At 65.2% G+C, this 18,448-nt stretch carries 20 protein-coding genes; 10 read left to right on the plus strand and 10 right to left on the minus strand.

Annotated elements, in window-relative coordinates; translation table 11 throughout:
* Window positions 1-4: 4 nt before the first annotated feature.
* Together FQV39_RS07205 and FQV39_RS07210 are read right to left on the minus strand one after the other, a co-directional pair.
* Window positions 5-310: a hypothetical protein gene (locus tag FQV39_RS07205; protein ID WP_149129668.1), complete on the minus strand. Its 306-nt coding sequence runs from the start codon at window positions 308-310 to the stop codon at window positions 5-7.
* A 6-nt stretch (window positions 311-316) separates the two neighbouring features.
* Window positions 317-1,327 carry a 1-aminocyclopropane-1-carboxylate deaminase gene (locus tag FQV39_RS07210; RefSeq protein ID WP_149129669.1) on the minus strand — a complete coding sequence of 337 codons (1,011 nt, stop codon included), beginning with the start codon at window positions 1,325-1,327 and terminating at the stop codon, window positions 317-319.
* Window positions 1,328-1,482: 155 nt separating this feature from the next.
* On the opposite strand from FQV39_RS07210, the gene FQV39_RS07215 reads away from it, so the two are divergent.
* Window positions 1,483-1,947 carry an Lrp/AsnC family transcriptional regulator gene (locus FQV39_RS07215; RefSeq protein ID WP_149129670.1) on the plus strand — a complete coding sequence of 155 codons (465 nt, stop codon included), beginning with the start codon at window positions 1,483-1,485 and terminating at the stop codon, window positions 1,945-1,947.
* A gap of 124 nt (window positions 1,948-2,071) precedes the next feature.
* Here the strand turns inward: FQV39_RS07215 and urtE are convergent, their stop codons facing one another.
* From urtE to urtA, 5 genes are all read right to left on the minus strand, one after another.
* Complete coding sequence (gene urtE, locus FQV39_RS07220; RefSeq protein ID WP_149129671.1) at window positions 2,072-2,767, minus strand: urea ABC transporter ATP-binding subunit UrtE; 696 nt, start codon at window positions 2,765-2,767, stop codon at window positions 2,072-2,074.
* A 196-nt stretch (window positions 2,768-2,963) separates the two neighbouring features.
* Window positions 2,964-3,728 (minus strand): urea ABC transporter ATP-binding protein UrtD, encoded by a 765-nt coding sequence (urtD, locus tag FQV39_RS07225; protein ID WP_149129672.1) that lies wholly within the window; start codon window positions 3,726-3,728, stop codon window positions 2,964-2,966.
* A 5-nt stretch (window positions 3,729-3,733) separates the two neighbouring features.
* Complete coding sequence (gene urtC, locus FQV39_RS07230) at window positions 3,734-4,873, minus strand: urea ABC transporter permease subunit UrtC (RefSeq protein ID WP_149129673.1); 1,140 nt, start codon at window positions 4,871-4,873, stop codon at window positions 3,734-3,736.
* The gene (gene urtB / locus FQV39_RS07235) at window positions 4,870-6,471 is read right to left on the minus strand and encodes an urea ABC transporter permease subunit UrtB (RefSeq protein ID WP_149129674.1); all 1,602 of its coding nucleotides are present in this window, start codon (window positions 6,469-6,471) and stop codon (window positions 4,870-4,872) included. The genes urtC and urtB overlap by 4 nt, the downstream gene beginning before the upstream one ends.
* Window positions 6,472-6,764: 293 nt before the next feature.
* Window positions 6,765-8,060, minus strand: a complete 1,296-nt coding sequence (gene urtA, locus FQV39_RS07240; protein ID WP_149129675.1) for an urea ABC transporter substrate-binding protein — start codon at window positions 8,058-8,060, stop codon at window positions 6,765-6,767.
* Window positions 8,061-8,749: 689 nt separating this feature from the next.
* Between urtA and rnr the strand changes: the two genes are divergently transcribed.
* The 7 genes from rnr to FQV39_RS33070 all read left to right on the plus strand — a co-directional run bounded on the left by rnr (window position 8,750) and on the right by FQV39_RS33070 (window position 13,535).
* Window positions 8,750-11,065: a ribonuclease R gene (rnr, locus tag FQV39_RS07245; protein WP_149129676.1), complete on the plus strand. Its 2,316-nt coding sequence runs from the start codon at window positions 8,750-8,752 to the stop codon at window positions 11,063-11,065.
* Entirely contained in the window at window positions 11,065-11,511 is a 447-nt protein-coding gene (locus FQV39_RS07250) for a DUF983 domain-containing protein (protein WP_149129677.1), read from the plus strand. The genes rnr and FQV39_RS07250 overlap by 1 nt, the downstream gene beginning before the upstream one ends.
* A complete protein-coding gene (locus FQV39_RS07255; RefSeq protein ID WP_149129678.1) occupies window positions 11,508-12,242 on the plus strand; it encodes an NUDIX hydrolase in 735 nt (244 codons plus the stop codon). The genes FQV39_RS07250 and FQV39_RS07255 overlap by 4 nt, the downstream gene beginning before the upstream one ends.
* A gap of 165 nt (window positions 12,243-12,407) precedes the next feature.
* Window positions 12,408-12,575: a 50S ribosomal protein L33 gene (rpmG, locus tag FQV39_RS07260; protein WP_038367996.1), complete on the plus strand. Its 168-nt coding sequence runs from the start codon at window positions 12,408-12,410 to the stop codon at window positions 12,573-12,575.
* Between the two features lie 81 nt (window positions 12,576-12,656).
* Window positions 12,657-12,842 (plus strand): hypothetical protein, encoded by a 186-nt coding sequence (locus tag FQV39_RS07265; RefSeq protein WP_149129679.1) that lies wholly within the window; start codon window positions 12,657-12,659, stop codon window positions 12,840-12,842.
* Window positions 12,843-12,927: 85 nt separating this feature from the next.
* Window positions 12,928-13,203 (plus strand): hypothetical protein, encoded by a 276-nt coding sequence (locus FQV39_RS07270; protein ID WP_149129680.1) that lies wholly within the window; start codon window positions 12,928-12,930, stop codon window positions 13,201-13,203.
* A gap of 173 nt (window positions 13,204-13,376) precedes the next feature.
* On the plus strand, window positions 13,377-13,535 hold the full coding sequence (locus FQV39_RS33070) for a hypothetical protein (protein ID WP_187640196.1): 159 nt from the start codon (window positions 13,377-13,379) through the stop codon (window positions 13,533-13,535).
* Window positions 13,536-13,974: 439 nt separating this feature from the next.
* On the opposite strand, the gene FQV39_RS07275 is transcribed toward FQV39_RS33070, so the two are convergent.
* Window positions 13,975-15,351, minus strand: a complete 1,377-nt coding sequence (locus FQV39_RS07275) for a PleD family two-component system response regulator (RefSeq protein ID WP_149129681.1) — start codon at window positions 15,349-15,351, stop codon at window positions 13,975-13,977.
* 18 nt (window positions 15,352-15,369) lie between these two features.
* Window positions 15,370-15,741 carry a response regulator gene (locus FQV39_RS07280; RefSeq protein WP_149133714.1) on the minus strand — a complete coding sequence of 124 codons (372 nt, stop codon included), beginning with the start codon at window positions 15,739-15,741 and terminating at the stop codon, window positions 15,370-15,372.
* A gap of 131 nt (window positions 15,742-15,872) precedes the next feature.
* Between FQV39_RS07280 and FQV39_RS07285 the strand changes: the two genes are divergently transcribed.
* Complete coding sequence (locus tag FQV39_RS07285; RefSeq protein ID WP_149129682.1) at window positions 15,873-16,163, plus strand: DUF3572 domain-containing protein; 291 nt, start codon at window positions 15,873-15,875, stop codon at window positions 16,161-16,163.
* Window positions 16,160-17,509 carry a DNA polymerase IV gene (locus FQV39_RS07290; protein WP_248313282.1) on the plus strand — a complete coding sequence of 450 codons (1,350 nt, stop codon included), beginning with the start codon at window positions 16,160-16,162 and terminating at the stop codon, window positions 17,507-17,509. The genes FQV39_RS07285 and FQV39_RS07290 overlap by 4 nt, the downstream gene beginning before the upstream one ends.
* Here FQV39_RS07290 and FQV39_RS07295 read toward each other — a convergent pair.
* A complete protein-coding gene (locus FQV39_RS07295; RefSeq protein WP_149129683.1) occupies window positions 17,466-18,326 on the minus strand; it encodes a cell envelope integrity EipB family protein in 861 nt (286 codons plus the stop codon). The genes FQV39_RS07290 and FQV39_RS07295 overlap by 44 nt on opposite strands.
* Window positions 18,327-18,448 lie beyond the last annotated feature (122 nt).

Here is an 18,448-nt window from a genome sequence, read left to right on the forward strand (position 1 = left end):
CGACTCAAGGGAAAAGCGGCTCGACCGGCTCCGTCGCTCGAACCTCTTCCAGTGCCAGCCGCCTGATTGCAACGCCCGTCGGGAACGCCAAATCGGCGCGCCAGCGCGCAACCAGCGCATCCGCATCCACGCCCGACGCGAGATCGACCGCCATCACCTCTCGGACGACGCCGCTCCCGGCATCCCGCTCGGTCGCGACGAAGCGCAATCGGCCCCCGTAGGCGAGGGCCAAAACCTCCACCTCCCGCAGCAAGGCCTGCCGGACGCCGCCGGCACGCGCGTCATATTCGAGGATGATCAGCCGGCCCATGGCGGCTCAGCCATTCCGGAAAGTGTAGCTGTAGCCGTTGATCGCCGGCACACCGCCGAGATGGGCGTAGAGCACCTTCGAGCCGGCGGGGAAGAAACCCTTCCGCACCAGATCGATCATGCCCTGCATGGATTTTCCCTCATAGACGGGGTCGGTCATCATGCCTTCGAGCCGGGCGGAGAGGCGGATGGCTTCGACCGTCTCCTTCGAGGGCACGCCGTAGACCGGATAGGCGTAATCCTCGTTGAGGACGATGTCGTCGGCCACGATGTCCTTGCCGCCGATCAGCGCCGAGGTCTTCTGCGCGATGTCGAGCACCTGCGCCTTGGTCTGCGCCGGGGTGAAGGAAGCGTCGATGCCGATGACCTTGCGCTGGCGCCCGTCCTTGGCGAAGCCGACGACCATGCCGGCATGGGTCGAGCCCGTGACCGTGCAGACGACGATGTAGTCGAACTTGAAGCCGAGCGCGGCCTCCTGCGCCCTCACCTCCTCGGCGAAACCGACATAGCCGAGGCCGCCGAACTTGTGGACCGAAGCGCCCGCGGGAATGGCGTAGGGCTTGCCGCCCTTCGCCTTCACATCCGCCAGCGCGTTCTCCCAGCTTGCACGGATGCCAATGTCGAAGCCCTCGTCAACCAGTTCGACATGGGCGCCCATGACGCGGGACATCAGGATGTTGCCGACCCGGTCATAGACCGCATCGTCATGCGGAACCCAACTCTCCTGCACGAGCCGGCACTTCATGCCGATCTTGGCGGCGGTCGCCGCAACCATGCGGGTGTGGTTCGACTGGACGCCACCGATCGAGACCAGCGTGTCGGCGCCGGACGCGATCGCGTCGGGGATGATGTATTCGAGCTTGCGCAGCTTGTTGCCGCCGAAGGCGAGGCCGGAATTGCAGTCCTCGCGCTTGGCGTAGAGCTCGATGGCGCCGCCGAGATGGGCGGACAGCCGCGACAGCTTCTCGATCGGCGTCGGCCCGAATGTCAGGGGATAGCGTTCAAACTGGCTCAGCATGGCGGGTTTTCCTCCGAAATGACCCGCAAATACTAACAAAACGCTCCTGAAAGGTACTCCCGAACTTTGCCCTCGATTCTTCCTAAGCTTTCACTCACAGCTCAATCTGATATGATTGAGTTGCACTTCTATATCTGAAAATGGAAGAATCGTTCATGAAGCCTGAGCTGGACCGAACCGACGTCAAGATTCTGCGCCTGCTGCAGAGCGACGGGCGCATGGGCAATGCCGAAATCGCCAAGCGCGTGAACACCAGCGCCGCCACCTGTCACCGTCGCATCCAGCGCCTTTTCGCCGAGGGTTACATCACCGGCGTCCGTGCACAGATCTCGCCCCAGAAGATCGATATGGGCACGCTGGCCTTCGTCGGCGTCGTGCTCGACCGTTCGACGCCGGAGAGCTTCGGCGCCTTCGAGGCGGCTGTCCGCGCAATGCCGCTCGTCCTCGACTGCCATATCGTCGCAGGCGACTTCGACTACATCCTGAAGATCCGGGTGCGGGACATGGCCGACTTCAACAAGCTCCACGCCGACAAGCTGATCGCCCTGCCCGGCGTGCGCCAGACGCGGACTTTCTTCGTGATGAAGGAGGTCGTGGACAACGCGCCGCTGGCGTTCTGAGGGATGGTGGCCCTGCGTCATTCTCGGGCGAAGCGAAGCGCAGACCCGAGAATCTCATGACGAGCTGGTGCCTCATCCTGCCTGAGATGCTCGGGTCGAGCCCGAGCATGACGGCGCAACTGCCTCAGACCTGAATCAGCCGCTGCACCTGATTGCCGTCGAGCTCGTTCATCGCGCCCGACAGCACGACCTCGCCGCGATCCATCACGAACATCGTGTCGGCGAGTTCGCGGGCGAAGTCGAAATATTGCTCGACGAGAACGATCGCCATGCCGCCCTTCTGGCGGAGGTAATCGATGGCGCGGCCGATATCCTTGATGATCGAGGGCTGGATGCCCTCGGTCGGCTCGTCCAGCACCAGCAGCCTGGGTCGGGTCACCAGCGCCCGCGCGATCGCGAGCTGCTGCTGCTGGCCACCCGAGAGGTCTCCGCCGCGCCGGCCGAGCATCGACTGCAGCACGGGGAACAGGTCGAAGAGTTCATCCGGGACGTAGCGATCCTTGCGCTTCAGCGGCGCAAAGCCCGTCTCCAGATTCTCCTTCACCGTCAGGAGCGGGAAGATCTCCCGCCCCTGCGGCACATAGGCGATGCCGGCGCGCGCGCGTTCTTCGCTGCGCAGACCGGAAATATCCTCTCCATCGAAGCGGATATGGCCGGCCGAGATCGGCTGATGGCCGACGATGGCGCGCATCAGCGAGGTCTTGCCGACGCCGTTGCGGCCCATCACGCAGGTAACCTTGCCGGGCTCCGCGGCGATCGAGACATGGCGCAGGGCCTGGGCGGCACCGTAATGCAGGTTGATGGCGTCGACGGTCAGCATGAGGGCGATCCTGTCCCGATCACGACAGCGTGGAGAAACACGCCGTCATCCCGGACAAGCCGCGCAGCGGCGCCGATCCGGGATCCATCGTAGAGCGCCGGAGCCCTATGATGGATCCCGGATCTCCGCTCCGCTTCGTCCGGGATGACGGTGCGGATGGCAGGTCGGGTCGTGCGAGATGACTGAACTGACATCCTCACCGCCCCAGATAGACTTCGACGACGCGCTCATTGGCGCTGACCTGATCGAGCGGACCTTCGGCCAGCACCGATCCCTCATGCAGCACCGTCACCTTCACGCCGAGCTCGCGGATGAAGCCCATGTCGTGCTCGACGACGATGACCGAATGATCCCTGGCGATCTCCTTGAGCAGCACCGCCGTCTGTGCCGTCTCGCCGTCGGTCATGCCGGCAGCGGGCTCGTCGACGAGCAGGAGCTTCGGGTCCTGCGCCAGCAACATGCCGATCTCGAGCCATTGCTTCTGGCCATGCGAGAGCGAGCCGGCGAGCCGGTCGCGCTTGTCGGCCAATTTCACGATGCCGAGGATGTCGTCGATGCGCTTCTGCTGCGGTGCCTCGGTTTTCCAAAACAGCGTTCGGCCGACCGTGCGCTTCGATTTCAGCGCGAGCAGGATGTTGTCCTCGATCGTATGGAAGTCGAAGACCGTCGGCTTCTGGAACTTGCGGCCGATGCCGAGATTGGCGATCGCCGCCTCGTCCAATTTGGTCAGGTCGACGGTGCCGGCGAACATCACCGTACCGACATCGGGCTTCGTCTTGCCGGTGATGATGTCCATCATCGTGGTCTTGCCGGCGCCGTTGGGGCCGATGATGGCGCGCATCTCGCCGGGCTCGATCGTCAGCGACAGGCCGCGGATCGCCTTGAAGCCGTCGAAGGAGACGCTGACGCCGTCGAGATAGAGCAGCGAGGAGGTCAGGGCGCCGGGTACGGGAGCGTTCATTGGCTTCACTCCGCCGGGGCCGGCTCGGCGGCCGGCGTCGTATCGACCTTGCGGCGGCGTGCCCAGAGCGCCTCGGCCGTGCCCAGGATGCCCTTGGGCAGGAAGAGCGTGACGACGACGAAGAGCCCGCCCAGCGCGAAGAGCCAGTAAGGCGCCATGAAGCCCGAGGTGAACACCGTCTTGGCCCAGTTGACGACGACCGCGCCCAAGGCCGCGCCGACCAGCGTGCCGCGGCCGCCGACCGCGACCCAGATCACGGTCTCGATCGAGTTGGCCGGGGCGAATTCGCTGGGATTGATGATGCCGACCTGCGGCACATAGAGCGCCCCCGCGACACCCGCCATGCAGGCCGAGACGGTGAAGACGAAGAGCTTGAAGCGGTCGACCCGGTAGCCGAGGAAGCGGGTGCGGGACTCGGCGTCGCGGATCGCGATGACGACCTTGCCGAGCTTCGAGACGACGATGCCGCGCGCGATCAGGAAGCCGGCCGCCAGCATCACGCAGGTCAGGGAAAACAGTGCGGCGCGCGTCCCTTGCGCCTGGACGTTGAAGCCGAGGATATCCTTGAAGTCGGTCAGGCCGTTATTGCCGCCGAAGCCCATGTCGTTGCGGAAGAAGGCGAGCAGCAGCGCGTAGGTCAGCGCCTGGGTGATGATCGAGAGATAGACGCCGGTGACGCGCGAGCGGAAGGCGAACCAGCCGAAGACGAAGGCGAGCAGGCCGGGCACCAGCAGCACCATCAGCATGGCGAAGGGGAAGGAGGAGAAGCCCCACCAGTACCAGGGCAATTCCTGCCAGTTCAGGAAGACCATGAAGTCGGGCAGGATCGGGTTGCCATAGACGCCGCGGGTGCCGATCTGGCGCATGAGGTACATGCCCATGGCATAGCCGCCGAGCGCGAAGAACGCGCCGTGGCCGAGGCTCAGGATGCCGCAATAGCCCCAGACGAGGTCGAGCGAGACCGCCAGCAGCGCGTAGCAGAGGTACTTGCCCCAGAGCGACATGGTCGAGGTCGGAACATGGAAGGGCGAACTCGCCGGCAGCAAAAGGTTCGCCAGCGGCACGAGCACGGCCAAGGCCAGCAGGATCGCCAGGAAGATGCTGGCGCGCCGATCCATGTTCTGCAGGAGGAAGCGGGTGATCATGCTTCCACCGCCCGGCCCTTCAGCGCGAACAGGCCGCGCGGGCGCTTCTGGATGAAGAGAATGATGCAGACCAGCAGCGCAATCTTGCCGAGCACGGCGCCAGCATAGGGTTCGAGCAGCTTGTTGGCGACGCCGAGCGTCATGGCGCCGACCAGCGTGCCCCAGAGATTGCCGACGCCACCGAAGACCACGACCATGAACGAGTCGATGATGTAGCTCTGGCCGAGATTGGGGCTGACATTGTCGATCTGCGACAATGCGACGCCCGCGAGACCGGCGACGCCGGAGCCGAGCCCGAAGGTCAGCGCGTCGATGCGGCCGGTGCGGATGCCCATCGCCGAGGCCATGCGCCGGTTCTGGGTGACGGCGCGCATCTGCAGGCCCATCGGGGTGAGCTTCAGGATGGCGAGCAGCGCGGCGAAGACCAGGGCCGCAAAGACGATGATCCAGAGTCGGTTATAGGTGATCGCCAGACCGCCGAGCTCGAAGGCGCCGGACATGAAGGCCGGCGCGCCGACCTCGCGGTTGGTCGGGCCGAAGGCGGTACGCACCGCCTGCTGCAGGATCAAGCTGATGCCCCAGGTGGCGAGCAACGTCTCCAGCGGACGGCCGTAGAGGAAGCGGATGACGCCGCGCTCGATGGCGATGCCGACCGCGCCGGCGACGATGAAGGCGGCCGGCAACGCGATCGCCAGCGACCAGTCGAACAGCCAGGGCGCGTTGGTGCGGATCAGTTCTTGCACAACGAAGGTCGTGTAGGCGCCGAGCATCACCATCTCGCCATGGGCCATGTTGATCACGCCCATGACCCCGAAGGTGATGGCGAGGCCAATGGCGGCGAGCAGCAGCACCGAGCCGAGCGAGAGGCCATACCAAAGGTTCTGTGCGACGCGCCACAACGCGAGCCGGCCCTCGATTGCGGCGATCGCCCTGGCCTGCGCATCCCGGAGGCTCGGGGTGATCTCGCCAGAGAGGCTACGGAGAGTTGCCAGCGCGTCCTGATCGCCGCGTTCACGCAGGATCTCGACGGCCGCGACGCGGTCAAGTGGCTGGGCATCGGGCTTGGCGATCAGGATCGCGGCCTGTGCCTGGCGCAAGGCAGCGAGCGCGCGCGGATCGGTTTCCTTGCCGATCGCAGCTTCGACGATCGGCAGCAGGCTGGCATCGCGCGACTTGAAGACGGCTTCCGCCGCCGCGACCCGCCTGCCTGGATCGGGATTGAGCAGGCTCAGGCCACCGAGCGCGGCCTGTACGGCACGGCGCACGGCGTTGTTAAGGCGCACCATCTTTAAACCCTCGGGCGCGGCGGTCAGCGCCTGCCCCGTGCGGGCATCGACAAAGCCGCCTGAGGCCGTCTTGACCACGACCCCGCCTGGCCCAGCGAGCAGCCGCCCGTCGCCGAGCGCCTCGACGATCAACGCGGCGTTCGGATGGGCGGTCGAAACCAGGAGCTCGATCGCGCGGGAGGTGTCGGAATAGCTGTCCGCCGCCAGCCGCGTGAAGGCTTCCTCTGCCGTCTGCGCGAAGGAAGCGACCGAAGCCGCGACCAGCGTGACGACGATCACCACGACGTGCAGCAGGCGATAGAACAAGGACATCAGCTCGCTTTTCATCGTGAAGCACAGCGTGAGAAAAGGAGGCGCGGGCCCCCCCCTCCCGGACGGGAGAGGGGCAGGGGTGAGGGATCGCCCGCAAACGCGTGGACTCTGCCTCTTATCCCAAGCCTCGGCCAATGCTCGCCTAATACTACGCCGGCCTTCCCTCACCCCTGCCCCTCTCCCATCCCGGAGAGGGGTTCCCCGCGCCATGTTTGGTTGGCTTCCGCTTATGAGCAGCAGCGAAAACGAAGGGCGGCCGGGATTTTCCCGTGCCGCCCTTCCCCCTCATGATCTCAAACGGCGCCGCACTTGCCGGTCTTGACGTTGAAGTTGCCGCACTTCTTCTCGACCCAGTCGCCGATCAGGTCCTTGGAACCGTCGAGTTCCTTCGACCAGGCATCGCCCGGCACGAGACCGCTGGTCTTCCAGACCACGTCGAACTGGCCGTCGTCCTTGATCTCGCCGATGAAGACCGGCTTGGTGATGTGGTGGTTGGGGAGCATCTTCGAGATGCCTCCGGTCAGGTTCGGCGCCTCGATGCCGGGCAGCGCGTCGATGACCTTGTCCGGGTCGGTCGACTTCACCTTCTCGACCGCCTTCACCCACATGGCGAAGCCGACGACATGGGCTTCCATCGGGTCGTTGGTGACGCGCTTCGGATTCTTGGTGAAGGCCTGCCACTGCTTGATGAAGGCCTCGTTCTCCGGGGTCTTGATCGATTGGAAGTAGTTCCAGGCGGCGAGATGGCCGACGAGCGGCTTGGTGTCGATGCCGGCGAGTTCCTCCTCGCCGACCGAGAAGGCGACGACCGGGATGTCGGTCGCCTTGATGCCCTGGTTGCCGAGCTCCTTATAGAAGGGCACGTTGGCGTCGCCGTTGATGGTCGAGACCACGGCGGTCTTCTTGCCGGCCGAGCCGAACTTCTTGATGTCGGAGACGATGGTCTGCCAGTCGGAATGACCGAAGGGCGTGTAGTTGATCATGATGTCCTCAGGCTTCACGCCCTTGGACTTGAGATACGCCTCGAGGATCTTGTTGGTCGTGCGCGGATAGACGTAGTCCGTGCCGGCGAGCACCCAGCGCTCGACCTTCTCCTCCTTGGCGAGATAGTCGACGGCGGGGATCGCCTGCTGGTTCGGCGCGGCACCGGTATAGAAGACGTTGCGCTCGCTCTCCTCGCCCTCGTACTGGACGGGGTAGAACAGGATGTTGTTGAGCTCCTTGAACACCGGCAGCACCGATTTGCGCGACACGGAGGTCCAGCAGCCGAAGGTGGCTGCGACCTTGTCCTTGGTGATCAGCTCGCGCGCCTTCTCGGCGAAGAGCGGCCAGTTCGAAGCAGGATCGACGACGACGGCCTCGAGCTTCTTGCCGAGCAGGCCGCCCTTCTTGTTCTGCTCTTCGATGAGCATGAGCATGACGTCCTTCAGCGTCGTCTCGGAGATGGCCATCGTGCCCGAGAGCGAGTGAAGGATGCCGACCTTGATCGTCTCCTGCTGCGCCGCCGCCGGCAGATAGGAGGATCCGAGGAAAGCGGCGCCAGCCAGAGCCGAGCCGAGGAATTCGCGACGATTGGTGTTCACGGACATCTCCCGAAGGATGTTTGTTGGCGGCGCCCCTCGACGCCGGCAGGCCTCCCTGGCCCGGAGGCAGTTTTCGCAAAGGCTGTGCCAAGCGCCCGCGGCCTTTGTGACAAGGCGCAAATCTCTGCCGCCAGCGGAGCTTTGGCGGCATTTCCTGCGAAAGCTTATTCCCTCGGCGCAATCATCGGGTTGAAAGCGGAGAAATTGCCTATTTTGCAGTCAATTTATGTGGCGCATGTTTGTGCATCGCAGCATCTGCCTCGAATTTCATCGACAGGCACTGACTTTAAGTAACGGGGCACAGCGTTTTTTTTGGCATTTACGAGCACCAGAGAATCGCCTTAGCCTCATCTTCGTCGGCAACAACTGAAAGGAGGTGATCCAGTGTCTCATTGTCATCAACCGCTGGTGCAAGGCGGGTGGACCTGGACCTCTTCTTGCTGGGGTTCGCGTTCCGCGTGAGTTTTCGCACCTTTGATCCGGCTCGCCGGATCGCGGTTCGACAATGGAAGGGCTGTCCGCGAGGGCGGCCCTTCTTCTTTTGATCTACATATCTATTATCGCATCGGATTTTTCCGAAAAGTGGATTCCACTTTTCGGTCCGATGCTAAGGCGAATGCTGGCGCCAGGCTCCAAGGCATGGCAGACAAGCGCGGTGTCCTGCTTTCCTGACCTAGACCCGACGAGTACCCGCCTTGTCCGTCCCTGAACCGAGCCGTGAGGCGATCCTCGATTTCATCGAGGAGGAGCGCGCCGCCGGCCGCGAGGTCGGCCGCCGCGAGATCGCGCGTGCCTTTGGCCTCGACCAAGGTGGCAAGATCTGGCTGAAGCGCCTGCTGCGGGAGATGGAGCAGGAGGGCGAGATCGGCGGCGACGGCAAGGAGCGCCCGGTGCATCCGCGTGGCGCGCTGCCGCCCGTGCTGCTGTCCGAGATCAAGCGCCGCGACCGCGAGGGCGACCTTGTCGCCCAGCCGCTCGAATGGGACGAAGCGGAAAACGGCACTCCGCCGCAGATCCTGGTCGAGCGCACCCGCGAGGGACGACGCAAGCCGAACGCAGCGGCCCCCGCCCCCGGCGTCGGCGATCAAGTCATCCTCAAGCTGACGCGACTGCGCGGCGTCGAGGGCTTCGGCTATTCCGGCCGCGTGCTCAAGATCATGGGCAAGGCCAGGGCCGCCGTGCTCGGCATCTTCCGCGCCCTGCCCGACGGCTCGGGCCGACTGGTGCCGATCGACAAGAAGGCGCAGGGGCGCGAGGCGATCATCCCCAAGGGCCGCACCGGCGAAGCCCAGGACGGTGACCTCGTCTCGGTTTCGCTGCGCCGCGAGAGCCGCTTTGGTCCGCCAGAGGCGCAGGTGCGCGAGCGGCTGGGCTCGATCAAGTCCGAGCGTGCCGTCAGCCTGATCGCGATCCACGCCCACGGCATCCCGCATGAATTCCCGCCGGCAGCCCTGCAGGAAGCCGCCAACGCGCCGACCGCGACGCTGAAAGGACGCGAGGACTGGCGCGAGCTGCCGCTCGTCACCATCGATCCGGCCGACGCCAAGGACCATGACGACGCGGTCCATGCAGCGCCCGATGAGGACCCGGCCAATCCCGGCGGCTTCGTCGTCACCGTCGCCATCGCCGATGTCGCAGCCTATGTCCGGTCGGGTTCGGCGCTCGATCGCGAGGCGCTGGAGCGCGGCAACTCCGTTTATTTCCCCGATCGCGTCGTGCCGATGCTGCCGGAGCGGATTTCGAACGACCTGTGCTCCCTCCGCGAGGGTGAGGACCGGCCGGCCATGGCGGTCCGGATCGTGCTCAAGTCCGATGGATCGAAGAAGAGCCATTCCTTCCATCGCGTCCTGATGCGCTCGGCGGCCAAGCTCTCCTACCAGCAGGCTCAAAGCGCCATCGACGGCAAACCGGACGAGAAGACCGGGCCGATCCGCGAAAGCGTGCTGATGCCGCTCTGGGCGGCCTATGGCGTGGCGGCGCGCGCCCGCGACCAGCGCCAGCCGCTGGATCTCGATCTGCCCGAGCGCAAGCTGATCCTGAAGCCCGACGGCTCGGTCGAGCGCGTGATCGTGCCGGAGCGATTGGCGGCACATCGGCTGATCGAGGAGTTCATGATCCTCGCCAATGTCGCAGCGGCCGAGACGCTGGAGAAGGCCGGGAGCCTGCTGGTCTATCGCTGCCACGATGAGCCGTCGCTGGAGAAGATGCGCGCGCTCGGCGAGGTGCTGGCCTCGATCGGCATCAAGCTGCCGAAGGACGGGGCGCTCAGGCCCGTGCTGTTCAACCGCATCCTGGCGATGATCAAGGGCTCGGAGAACGAGACGCTGATCAACGAGGTGGTGCTGCGGACCCAGGCGCAGGCCGAATACGTCGCCGAGAATTACGGCCACTTCGGCCTCAATCTGCGCCGCTATGCGCATTTCACCTCGCCGATCCGCCGCTATGCCGACCTGATCGTCCACCGCGCGCTCATCACCGCGCTCAAGCTCGGCGATGACGGCCTGCCGAAGGTCACGACGCTGGCGGAGCTGCGCGAGGTCGCGACCCGCATCTCCGCCGCCGAGCGGCGCGCCATGGCGGCCGAGCGCGAGACCACCGACCGGCTGATCGCGCATTTCCTCGCCGACCAGATCGGCGCGAGCTTCGACGGGCGCGTCGGCGGGGTGAACCGCGCCGGCCTCTTCGTGAAGCTCGACCACACCGGCGCCGACGGGTTCATCCCCGCCTCCACGCTCGGCGGCGACTATTACCGCTATGACGAGGCTGCCCATGCCCTGATCGGCACGCGCACCGGCGAAAGCTGGCGCCTCGGCGACAAGGTGCACGTCAAACTGGTCGAGGCCGCGCCCGTCGCCGGCGCGCTGCGCTTCGAGCTGCTCTCGGCCGGCCGCACTGTGGCGACAGGCCGCGCTGGCAAGCGCGGCAGCGGCGCGCCATATGGGGAAAGCCGGCCGGCGAGCTTCGGAAAGAGAGCCAAGCCGGGCCGAGCCGGGCCCGGCAAGAGGCGGTGATGGGCGTCCAGATCCACAGCGCGGAAACGCCTATCGAGATGCGCGACTGGCGCGACGCCGTGGCGCGCGGGCTGAAGGGCCGCTGCCCGCATTGCGGGCGGGGCCGGCTGTTCCGCGCTTTCCTGAAGCCGGTCGACGCCTGCGAATCCTGCGGCGAGGAACTGCACCATCAGCGCGCCGACGACCTGCCGCCCTATATCGTCATCACCATCGTCGGCCATATCGTGGTCGGCGGCATCCTGCTCGCCGAGAAATACGGCGACTGGCCGATGTGGTGGCACATGGCACTCTGGCCGGCATTGACGCTGATCCTGTCCGTCGCCCTGATGCAGCCCGTGAAAGGCGGTGTCGTCGGCCTGCAATGGGCCATGCGCATGCATGGTTTCGGCGGTGAGCCCGACCGGCCCGAACGCCAGCCCCTGCCCTCACCTGGACCGCGCGCATGACCGATCACACCGTCACCCTGACCCAGGCCGAGCGTATCCGCACCACGGTCAATCTGCGTCCGAAAGACGCCGCGACCATGTTGATCCTCGACCGTAGCGGCGCACGCCCGAAGGTTCTGATGGGCAAGCGCCATCCGGGTCACAAATTCATGCCAGGCAAGTATGTCTTCCCCGGCGGACGGATCGACGAGGGCGACCGGCGCATGATCGCGACCGGCGCCCTGCCACAGATCTGCGAGGACCGTCTCGGCAAGCGCTGCCTGCGCCCGAGCGCCGGCAAGGCACGGGCGCTGGCGCTCGCCGCGATCCGCGAGACCTTCGAGGAGACGGGGCTGCTTTTCGGCTCGGCCGAGTTCGGTGCGCCCGAGAATGCGCCGCCCGGGAGCTGGCACGATTTCGCGGCGCAGGGCGTGTTTCCCGATCTCTCGGCCGTCACCTTCGTCGCGCGCGCGATCACGCCGCCGCGCCGGCCGAAGCGCTTCGACACCCGCTTCTTCACCGTCGACGCCGCCGCGGTTGCCGGCAAGGTCGAGGGCATTGTCGGGCCGGATTCGGAACTGACCGATCTCGTCTGGGTCGATTTCGAGGAGGCGAAGGCGCTCGACCTGCCGACGATCACCACTGTCATCCTGCAGGAGGTCGAATCGCGCATCGCCGCCGGCTTCGCGCCCTATCTGCCGGTGCCCTTTTATTGGGAGAAGCGTGGCAGCTTCGTGCGCGAGGAACTCTAAGGGCCCGAATTTCCCGCCCCAGTGGCCGACAGCGTCATCAGATCGTTATTCTTTCTTGACTTCCCCAGCCCTTTGCGGCATCTCCCACGCCGACGGTTTGCCGGGCTCGCCCGGCCATTTTCTTTTCCGAGGGCCCTGCGGCCCGCATGGTTCGAGGATAGACCCATGGCCAAGGCCGTGACGATCAAGATCAAGCTGCTTTCGACCGCAGACACCGGCTTCTTCTACGTGACGAAGAAGAACTCGCGCACGATGACCGAGAAGATGTCGAAGAAGAAGTACGACCCGGTCGCGCGCAAGCACGTCGAGTTCAAGGAGACCAAGATCAAGTAAGGCTCTGCTTTACCGATCTGATCGACGTAAAACCGCCCTTCCGGGCGGTTTTTTGTTGCCTGCGCTCAGGCTGCATCTCTGTTGGCTGAGCCGATCACCGTCACCCCGCCCGCTCGGCTGGCGACGCCCGGCTGGTTAGAGCTCAAGCGGCAGATGCGTGTGATCGGCGATCAACCACGACAAAAAGCCCGTGCCGATCATCAGCACGGCCACCAGTACGGCCTGGACCATAACGCGACACGCCCCCGTTTCCCCGCGCGGCAATAGCTAGAATTTTAATGTTTTGTAAATGAATTTGTTCGGCAGAATCGCGCTCTTGAAGGCTGCATGACGCCAATGGAGGCAGCCCGACATGGATGAACTCTCGGAGGCCGGGCTGGATCTCGAGCTCAGCGAATTCGGCAAGCGCCTGGATTCGCTGCTGATCTCCCGCGGATGGAATCCCCGAGCGCGACTGGGCCAGCGTTCGACATTCGAGTTTTCGGCGAAACGATATTCGTCGGACACTGTCCACATCATCCTCGATGCCGTCATGCCGGAGGCCGCGGCCAGGGAAATCATGGCCCTTGCGCTCCGGCATGGCCTGGCCGAACCGACGCAGCAAGACACCCCATCCGAACGACGCTGAACGGCGCGCCCCGCAGCGCAACCGCCCTCCGCAGACCTCAATAGGCTCAATCGCGCGCCATCGCTTCGCAGCAGCCGGGTTATTGACTATTCCGGGAAAGCCCCCACCTGATGCGCTTCCGCCGTCGCCCGGATGCCGAAGCCGGGATTGCAGGATAGCGAGGCCCGAACGGCATGGTGCGACAGTTGCTGAAGCTGCTGGTCGAGATTGATTCCTCACGCTTCCTGACCACGCGCATCGGTGCCGCCCTCGGCGTGCTGGCCTTGCTCGCGGTCTTCGGCGCTGCCGGTTACTGGCTGCCGGCGGCGATCTCCGGCTATCTCTACCGCTGAAGCGGCAGCTCCAGAAACATGGTGGCCGGCCGGCGACGGTTCTGAGGAGGCCAGAATTCCGTCACCGACCGGCCGAGCCCTTCGGTTTCCCAGGAGATGCGGCGGACCTGAGCACCCGAGGGGCATTCGGGAGCGATCACCGGGATCGCTGCGTTGCAACGACCCTTACAATGCAACGTATCCGAATCAATCAAATCCGACCGATTCCCTTGCGTTCATCGATCGTTAACCCTACCGGCTAATCTTAAATTTCCGCGGGACGCAGCTGACTCTACGGCAATTCCGAAAACAACTTCAGATACTTGCCAACTGCTGCTCGCGCGCAACCTTAACGTTCGGCCGTAAGTACGCTTATGCAGCGGATCGCCGTCTCCGAAGACAGCCCGCCGACCCGGCCCGAGTGCGCCCCACCGACCTGAATTGAGCGAAAACTGATCGCTTACGCAGCGCTTGCGACGATGACGCGGTTGCGGCCGCCAGCCTTGGCTCGATAGAGGGCATCATCAGCGCGCTTCATGATGTCGGCTGAGGAGGCGTCTCCGGCGCGGCGGTTCGCGACGCCCACCGAAACCGTGACCCTGATGTCGCGCGTGTTGTTCTGGATCGCGAAAGGCTCGCTCTCGACCCGCTCGCGAATACGCTCCGCAACCTGATAGGCAGCATCGCGCCCCGTATCGGGCAGGACGACGACAACCTCCTCGCCGCCCATGCGGGCAACGAGGTCGATACCACGGGTGCAGGCGCGGACGCGGTTGGCGAACTCGCGCAGCACCTCGTCGCCGGCATCATGCCCCCAGCTGTCGTTGACAGCCTTGAAGTGATCGACATCGAGCAGGAGGATCGAGAGCGAGCGCGCACGCAGCGCCGACTCGTCGAACATCATGGCGAGCCGGCTGGTCATGAAGCGACGATTGTGCAGCCCCGTGAGTTGGTCCATCACCGCCATCTCCATCGAGGACTGCACGCTGTCGCGCAGTCGCTCGGTGAAGCGCTTCCGGCGCACCTGGGTGCGAACCCGGGCGAGCAGCTCGTTGCGATCGATCGGGCGGAGCAGAAAGTCATGCGCGCCGATATCGAGACCGCGCAGGATACGGGCGCGATCCTCGACCTCCCCCATCAGCAGCACGGAGATGTTGCGCGTGCGCTCCAGCGAGCGCAGCTGGCTGCACAGGCGCAAGCCGTCCTGATCCTGCAGGTCGAGGCTGATGATGACGCTGTCGAATCCGCCGTCGGCAGCCCGCAGCGCGGCCTGCTGGGCATCGCTCTCGACCTCGACGGCATGGAAGGCCGAGAGCGCGCTCTGAAGCCGCTCGACCACGTTGGGTCGGTCTTCGACCAGCAGGATGCGGCCATTGAGTCCGGTTTCAGCGGCAGCGGCGGCCAGCGGATCGGCCATGCCGAGCCGAACCGAGGCGACGGCACGGCCGCGCAGCTCGTCCGTCATCTCCTTCAATCGCGCCAGGCTTCGCACCCGGGCGAAGAGCGCCGCATCGTCGAGCGGCTTGGTCAGGAAGTCATCGGCGCCGGCATCGAGCCCCTGCAGTCGGTCGCGCGGCTGATCCAGCGCGGTGACCATGACAACCGGAATATGCGCGGTCGCCGGCGTCCCCTTCAGGCGGCGGCAGACCTCGAAACCGTTCATGCCCGGCATCATGACATCGAGCAGGACGATATCCGCCTCGCCGCGCTCGCAGATCGCAATCGCCTCCGCGCCGTTCAGCGCCGTCACCACGCCGAAATACTCGGCCGAGAGCTTGGCCTCGAGCAGCTTCACATTGGCGGCAATGTCATCGACGACGAGGACGCGGGCGGTCATGGGTTGCTCTTGGGCACCTCAGGCTGCGCCGGCATAGGCACGGACCGTCTCCAGGAACTTCGCAACCGAGATGGGCTTGGAGAGATAGGCCTCACAGCCTCCCTCCCGGATCCGCTCCTCGTCGCCCTTCATGGCAAAGGCCGTCACGGCCACCACCGGGATCGCCTTGAGGTCGTCGTCCTCCTTGATCCATTTGGTGACTTCGAGGCCCGAGACCTCGGGAAGCTGAATATCCATCAGGATCAGCGCCGGGTGATGGGTCCGCGCCAGCTCAATGGCTTCGATGCCGTCCGACGTCTTCAGGGTCGCATAGCCATGCGCCTCGAGAAGATCGTTGAAGAGCTTCATGTTGAGTTCGTTGTCTTCGACGATCAGAACCGTCTTCATCAGGCCGCCCTTCATTCGCGCCGGAGATGCCACCGGGGAGCCGGCGGCCTTCCCAAAATGGTGGCGTCGTTGGATGATTGCAGTAGCACGCGAGCAGTTGACGAAACGCAAACCAGATACGCGACTCCCAGGCCATGGCACCAAGACTGACGACCGAGGATGCAGAGACACTGGCGTTGCGCGCCCTCGGCTTCCTGGCCGCCGAACCGGAACGGATCGAGCCTTTCCTCGCCGCAACCGGCCTCGGCCCGGCCAATCTGCGCTCCGCGGCGAGCGAACCGGGCTTCCTCGCGGCGGTGCTCGACCATATCTCAGGAAGCGATTCGCTCCTGCTAGAGTTTGCCGAAAATTTAAGGCTGAATCCGGAAATCGTCGGCGAGGCGCGCCGCCTGCTCGCCGGGCCGGAGCCGGACGACTTCTCTTGACCGCGCATCCCCTCGCGCTGCGCAGCCTGTGCCGCGACTGCCTGGCGGATCACGAGGCGGCGGGGCCGCTCCGGCGCTGCCCGACCTGCGGCTCGCCGCGCCTGATCCGCCACGCCGAGCGCGATGCCTTGAGCCTCGCCCATATCGACTGCGACGCCTTCTACGCCACAATCGAGAAGCGCGACGATCCGAGCCTGCAGGACAAGCCGGTGATCGTCGGCGGCGGCAAGCGCGGCGTGGTCTCGACCTGCTGCTACATCGCCCGCACCTACGGGGTGCGCTCGGCCATGCCGATGTTCAAGGCGCTGAAGGCCTGCCCCGAGGCGGTGGTGGTCAAGCCGAACATGGCGAAGTACGTCAGCGTCGGCCGCGAGGTCCGGCAGATGATGCGCGAGTTGACGCCGCTGGTCGAACCGCTCTCGATCGACGAGGCCTTTCTCGATCTTGCAGGCACGGAGCGTCTCCACCACGCCAGCCCGGCCGTGACGCTGGCGCGCTTCGCCAAACGTATCGAAGCCGAACTCGGCATCACCATCTCGGTCGGCCTGTCCTACGCCAAGTTCCTGGCGAAGGTCGCCTCCGACCTCGACAAGCCGCGGGGCTTCTCGATCATCGGCCGTGGCGAGGCGGTCGCCTTCCTCGCCGACAAGCCGGTCAGCCTGATCCCCGGCATGGGGCCTGCAAGCGTCTCGAAGCTGGCGGAAGGCGGGTTCAAGCTGATTGGCGACCTGCGCGAGGCTCCGGTCGAGAAGCTCTTCCGCATCGCGGGTAAGGACGGCCCGCGGCTCAAGAACCTCGCGAACGGCGTCGATCCACGCAAGGTCACGCCCGAGCGCGAGACCAAGAGCGTCTCGAGCGAAACCACGCTCGACGTCGATCTCTCAGCCTTTGAGGAGCTGGAGCCGATCCTGTGGCGGCTCTGCGAGAAGACCTCGAAGCGGCTGAAGGCGCAGGAGCTCGCCAGCCGGACCATCACGCTGAAGCTGAAGACGGCCGACTTCCACATCATCACCCGCGCCACGCGGCTGCCCGAGCCGACGCAACTCGCCGCCCGGCTCTTCACCGCCGGGCGCGACCTGCTGAAACGCGAATGCAACGGACCGCGCTACCGGTTGATCGGCATCGGCACGAGCGATTTCAGCCCACCCGAGCAAGCGGACCATGGCGACCTTGCCGATACCGCGACGCCGCGTCTCAAGGCGATGGAAGGCGCGCTCGACAAGCTGCGCGCCCGCTTCGGCGACGAGGCGATCGGCAAGGGGCTGAGCCTCAGGCTCCCGCAGCGCCGATCGTCCGAGCCGGCTATTTCGCGCAAGCTTCCTGAGGAAGAAGATCCAGACGCGTGAGCGTGCCGCGCAGCGCAAAGCTGCCATAGTCGAGCTTGATCGCGCCGGTGACGCCGTTGTCGTAGAGCTCGAAGGAGATCGAATAGGACGGCGTCGATTCGCCCGAGCCGACCTTGAAATACGAGATCGTGACCGGCCAACGCGCGATCTTCTCGAATTCGGAGCGCTGCAGCGGTTTTTCGGACGGCTCGCCCTCGATGCGTTTTCCGATGACCGAAAGCGTGTCGTAGACCTCCTTGCCGGAGTTCGCGCCGTCATAGAGTCGCACGTTGAGCGTATGCTTGCCGGCACGCGCAGCCTGGATCACCGCCTTCATCTGAGCATTCGGGAAGAGCGCATCGGCGCCGTCACGATGGGTTTCGGCCTTGGGCTGGCGCAATTTCACCTCATAGCCGCCGCTGTTTTTCTCGGCGGTACCGTCGACGGTCTCGGGCGTGGCGCCGCCCGAGGAGCTTTCGGTCTTGAAGCGATAGCTTGCGCCATCCCCCGCCTCGAAGCTGGTCGTGCGCGCATCGATGACCCGTGGCCCTGCTTCAGTGCCGAGCTGTGTGACCTGGCGGAAGGACAGGGCATAGCCCTCGCAGGCGTCGCCGGTGAACTCGAAGGCGATGCGGCCCTTGGCCGTCTCGATGTTGCCTGAAGGCTTGGCATTGTCGAGGACGAGGTCGTAGACCGCGCGATGCGGCGCGAGCACCACCCGGTCCGGAGCGGGCTGCGCCGCATTTGCCTGCGCCCAGGCCGGCCCTGCGGCCAGCATCAGGGTTGCGATACCGACCTGGCTCGCATGGGCCGCGAGCCTCAAGCTTATGTCGTTCATGCGCCGCTTTTCCGTTCCATCCTCGGTGGAAATCTAGGTGCAATGCGGCAATGGCGCAAACATGGCGATGAGCCCGCTTCCTGACGCCGCATCACCCCTGCCCGCCGGACATGTCGCGATGC

The sequence above is a fragment of the Bosea sp. F3-2 genome (assembly GCF_008253865.1).
Classification (GTDB): domain Bacteria; phylum Pseudomonadota; class Alphaproteobacteria; order Rhizobiales; family Beijerinckiaceae; genus Allobosea.

Excerpts from the sequence above, each read along its gene's own strand:
- FQV39_RS07275 (WP_149129681.1), bottom strand. The coding sequence starts at position 15,351 with ATGACCGCCCGCGTCCTCGTCGTCGATGACATTGCCGCCAATGTGAAG.
- rpmG (WP_038367996.1), top strand. The coding sequence starts at position 12,408 with ATGGCCAAGGCCGTGACGATCAAGATCAAGCTGCTTTCGACCGCAGAC.
- FQV39_RS07255 (WP_149129678.1), top strand. The coding sequence starts at position 11,508 with ATGACCGATCACACCGTCACCCTGACCCAGGCCGAGCGTATCCGCACC.
- urtC (WP_149129673.1), bottom strand. The coding sequence starts at position 4,873 with ATGATCACCCGCTTCCTCCTGCAGAACATGGATCGGCGCGCCAGCATC.
- urtE (WP_149129671.1), bottom strand. The coding sequence starts at position 2,767 with ATGCTGACCGTCGACGCCATCAACCTGCATTACGGTGCCGCCCAGGCC.
- FQV39_RS07295 (WP_149129683.1), bottom strand. The coding sequence starts at position 18,326 with ATGAACGACATAAGCTTGAGGCTCGCGGCCCATGCGAGCCAGGTCGGT.
- FQV39_RS07285 (WP_149129682.1), top strand. The coding sequence starts at position 15,873 with ATGGCACCAAGACTGACGACCGAGGATGCAGAGACACTGGCGTTGCGC.
- urtB (WP_149129674.1), bottom strand. The coding sequence starts at position 6,471 with ATGTCCTTGTTCTATCGCCTGCTGCACGTCGTGGTGATCGTCGTCACG.
- FQV39_RS07250 (WP_149129677.1), top strand. The coding sequence starts at position 11,065 with ATGGGCGTCCAGATCCACAGCGCGGAAACGCCTATCGAGATGCGCGAC.
- FQV39_RS07215 (WP_149129670.1), top strand. The coding sequence starts at position 1,483 with ATGAAGCCTGAGCTGGACCGAACCGACGTCAAGATTCTGCGCCTGCTG.
- FQV39_RS07210 (WP_149129669.1), bottom strand. The coding sequence starts at position 1,327 with ATGCTGAGCCAGTTTGAACGCTATCCCCTGACATTCGGGCCGACGCCG.
- FQV39_RS07205 (WP_149129668.1), bottom strand. The coding sequence starts at position 310 with ATGGGCCGGCTGATCATCCTCGAATATGACGCGCGTGCCGGCGGCGTC.
- FQV39_RS33070 (WP_187640196.1), top strand. The coding sequence starts at position 13,377 with ATGGTGCGACAGTTGCTGAAGCTGCTGGTCGAGATTGATTCCTCACGC.
- urtA (WP_149129675.1), bottom strand. The coding sequence starts at position 8,060 with ATGTCCGTGAACACCAATCGTCGCGAATTCCTCGGCTCGGCTCTGGCT.
- FQV39_RS07270 (WP_149129680.1), top strand. The coding sequence starts at position 12,928 with ATGGATGAACTCTCGGAGGCCGGGCTGGATCTCGAGCTCAGCGAATTC.
- urtD (WP_149129672.1), bottom strand. The coding sequence starts at position 3,728 with ATGAACGCTCCCGTACCCGGCGCCCTGACCTCCTCGCTGCTCTATCTC.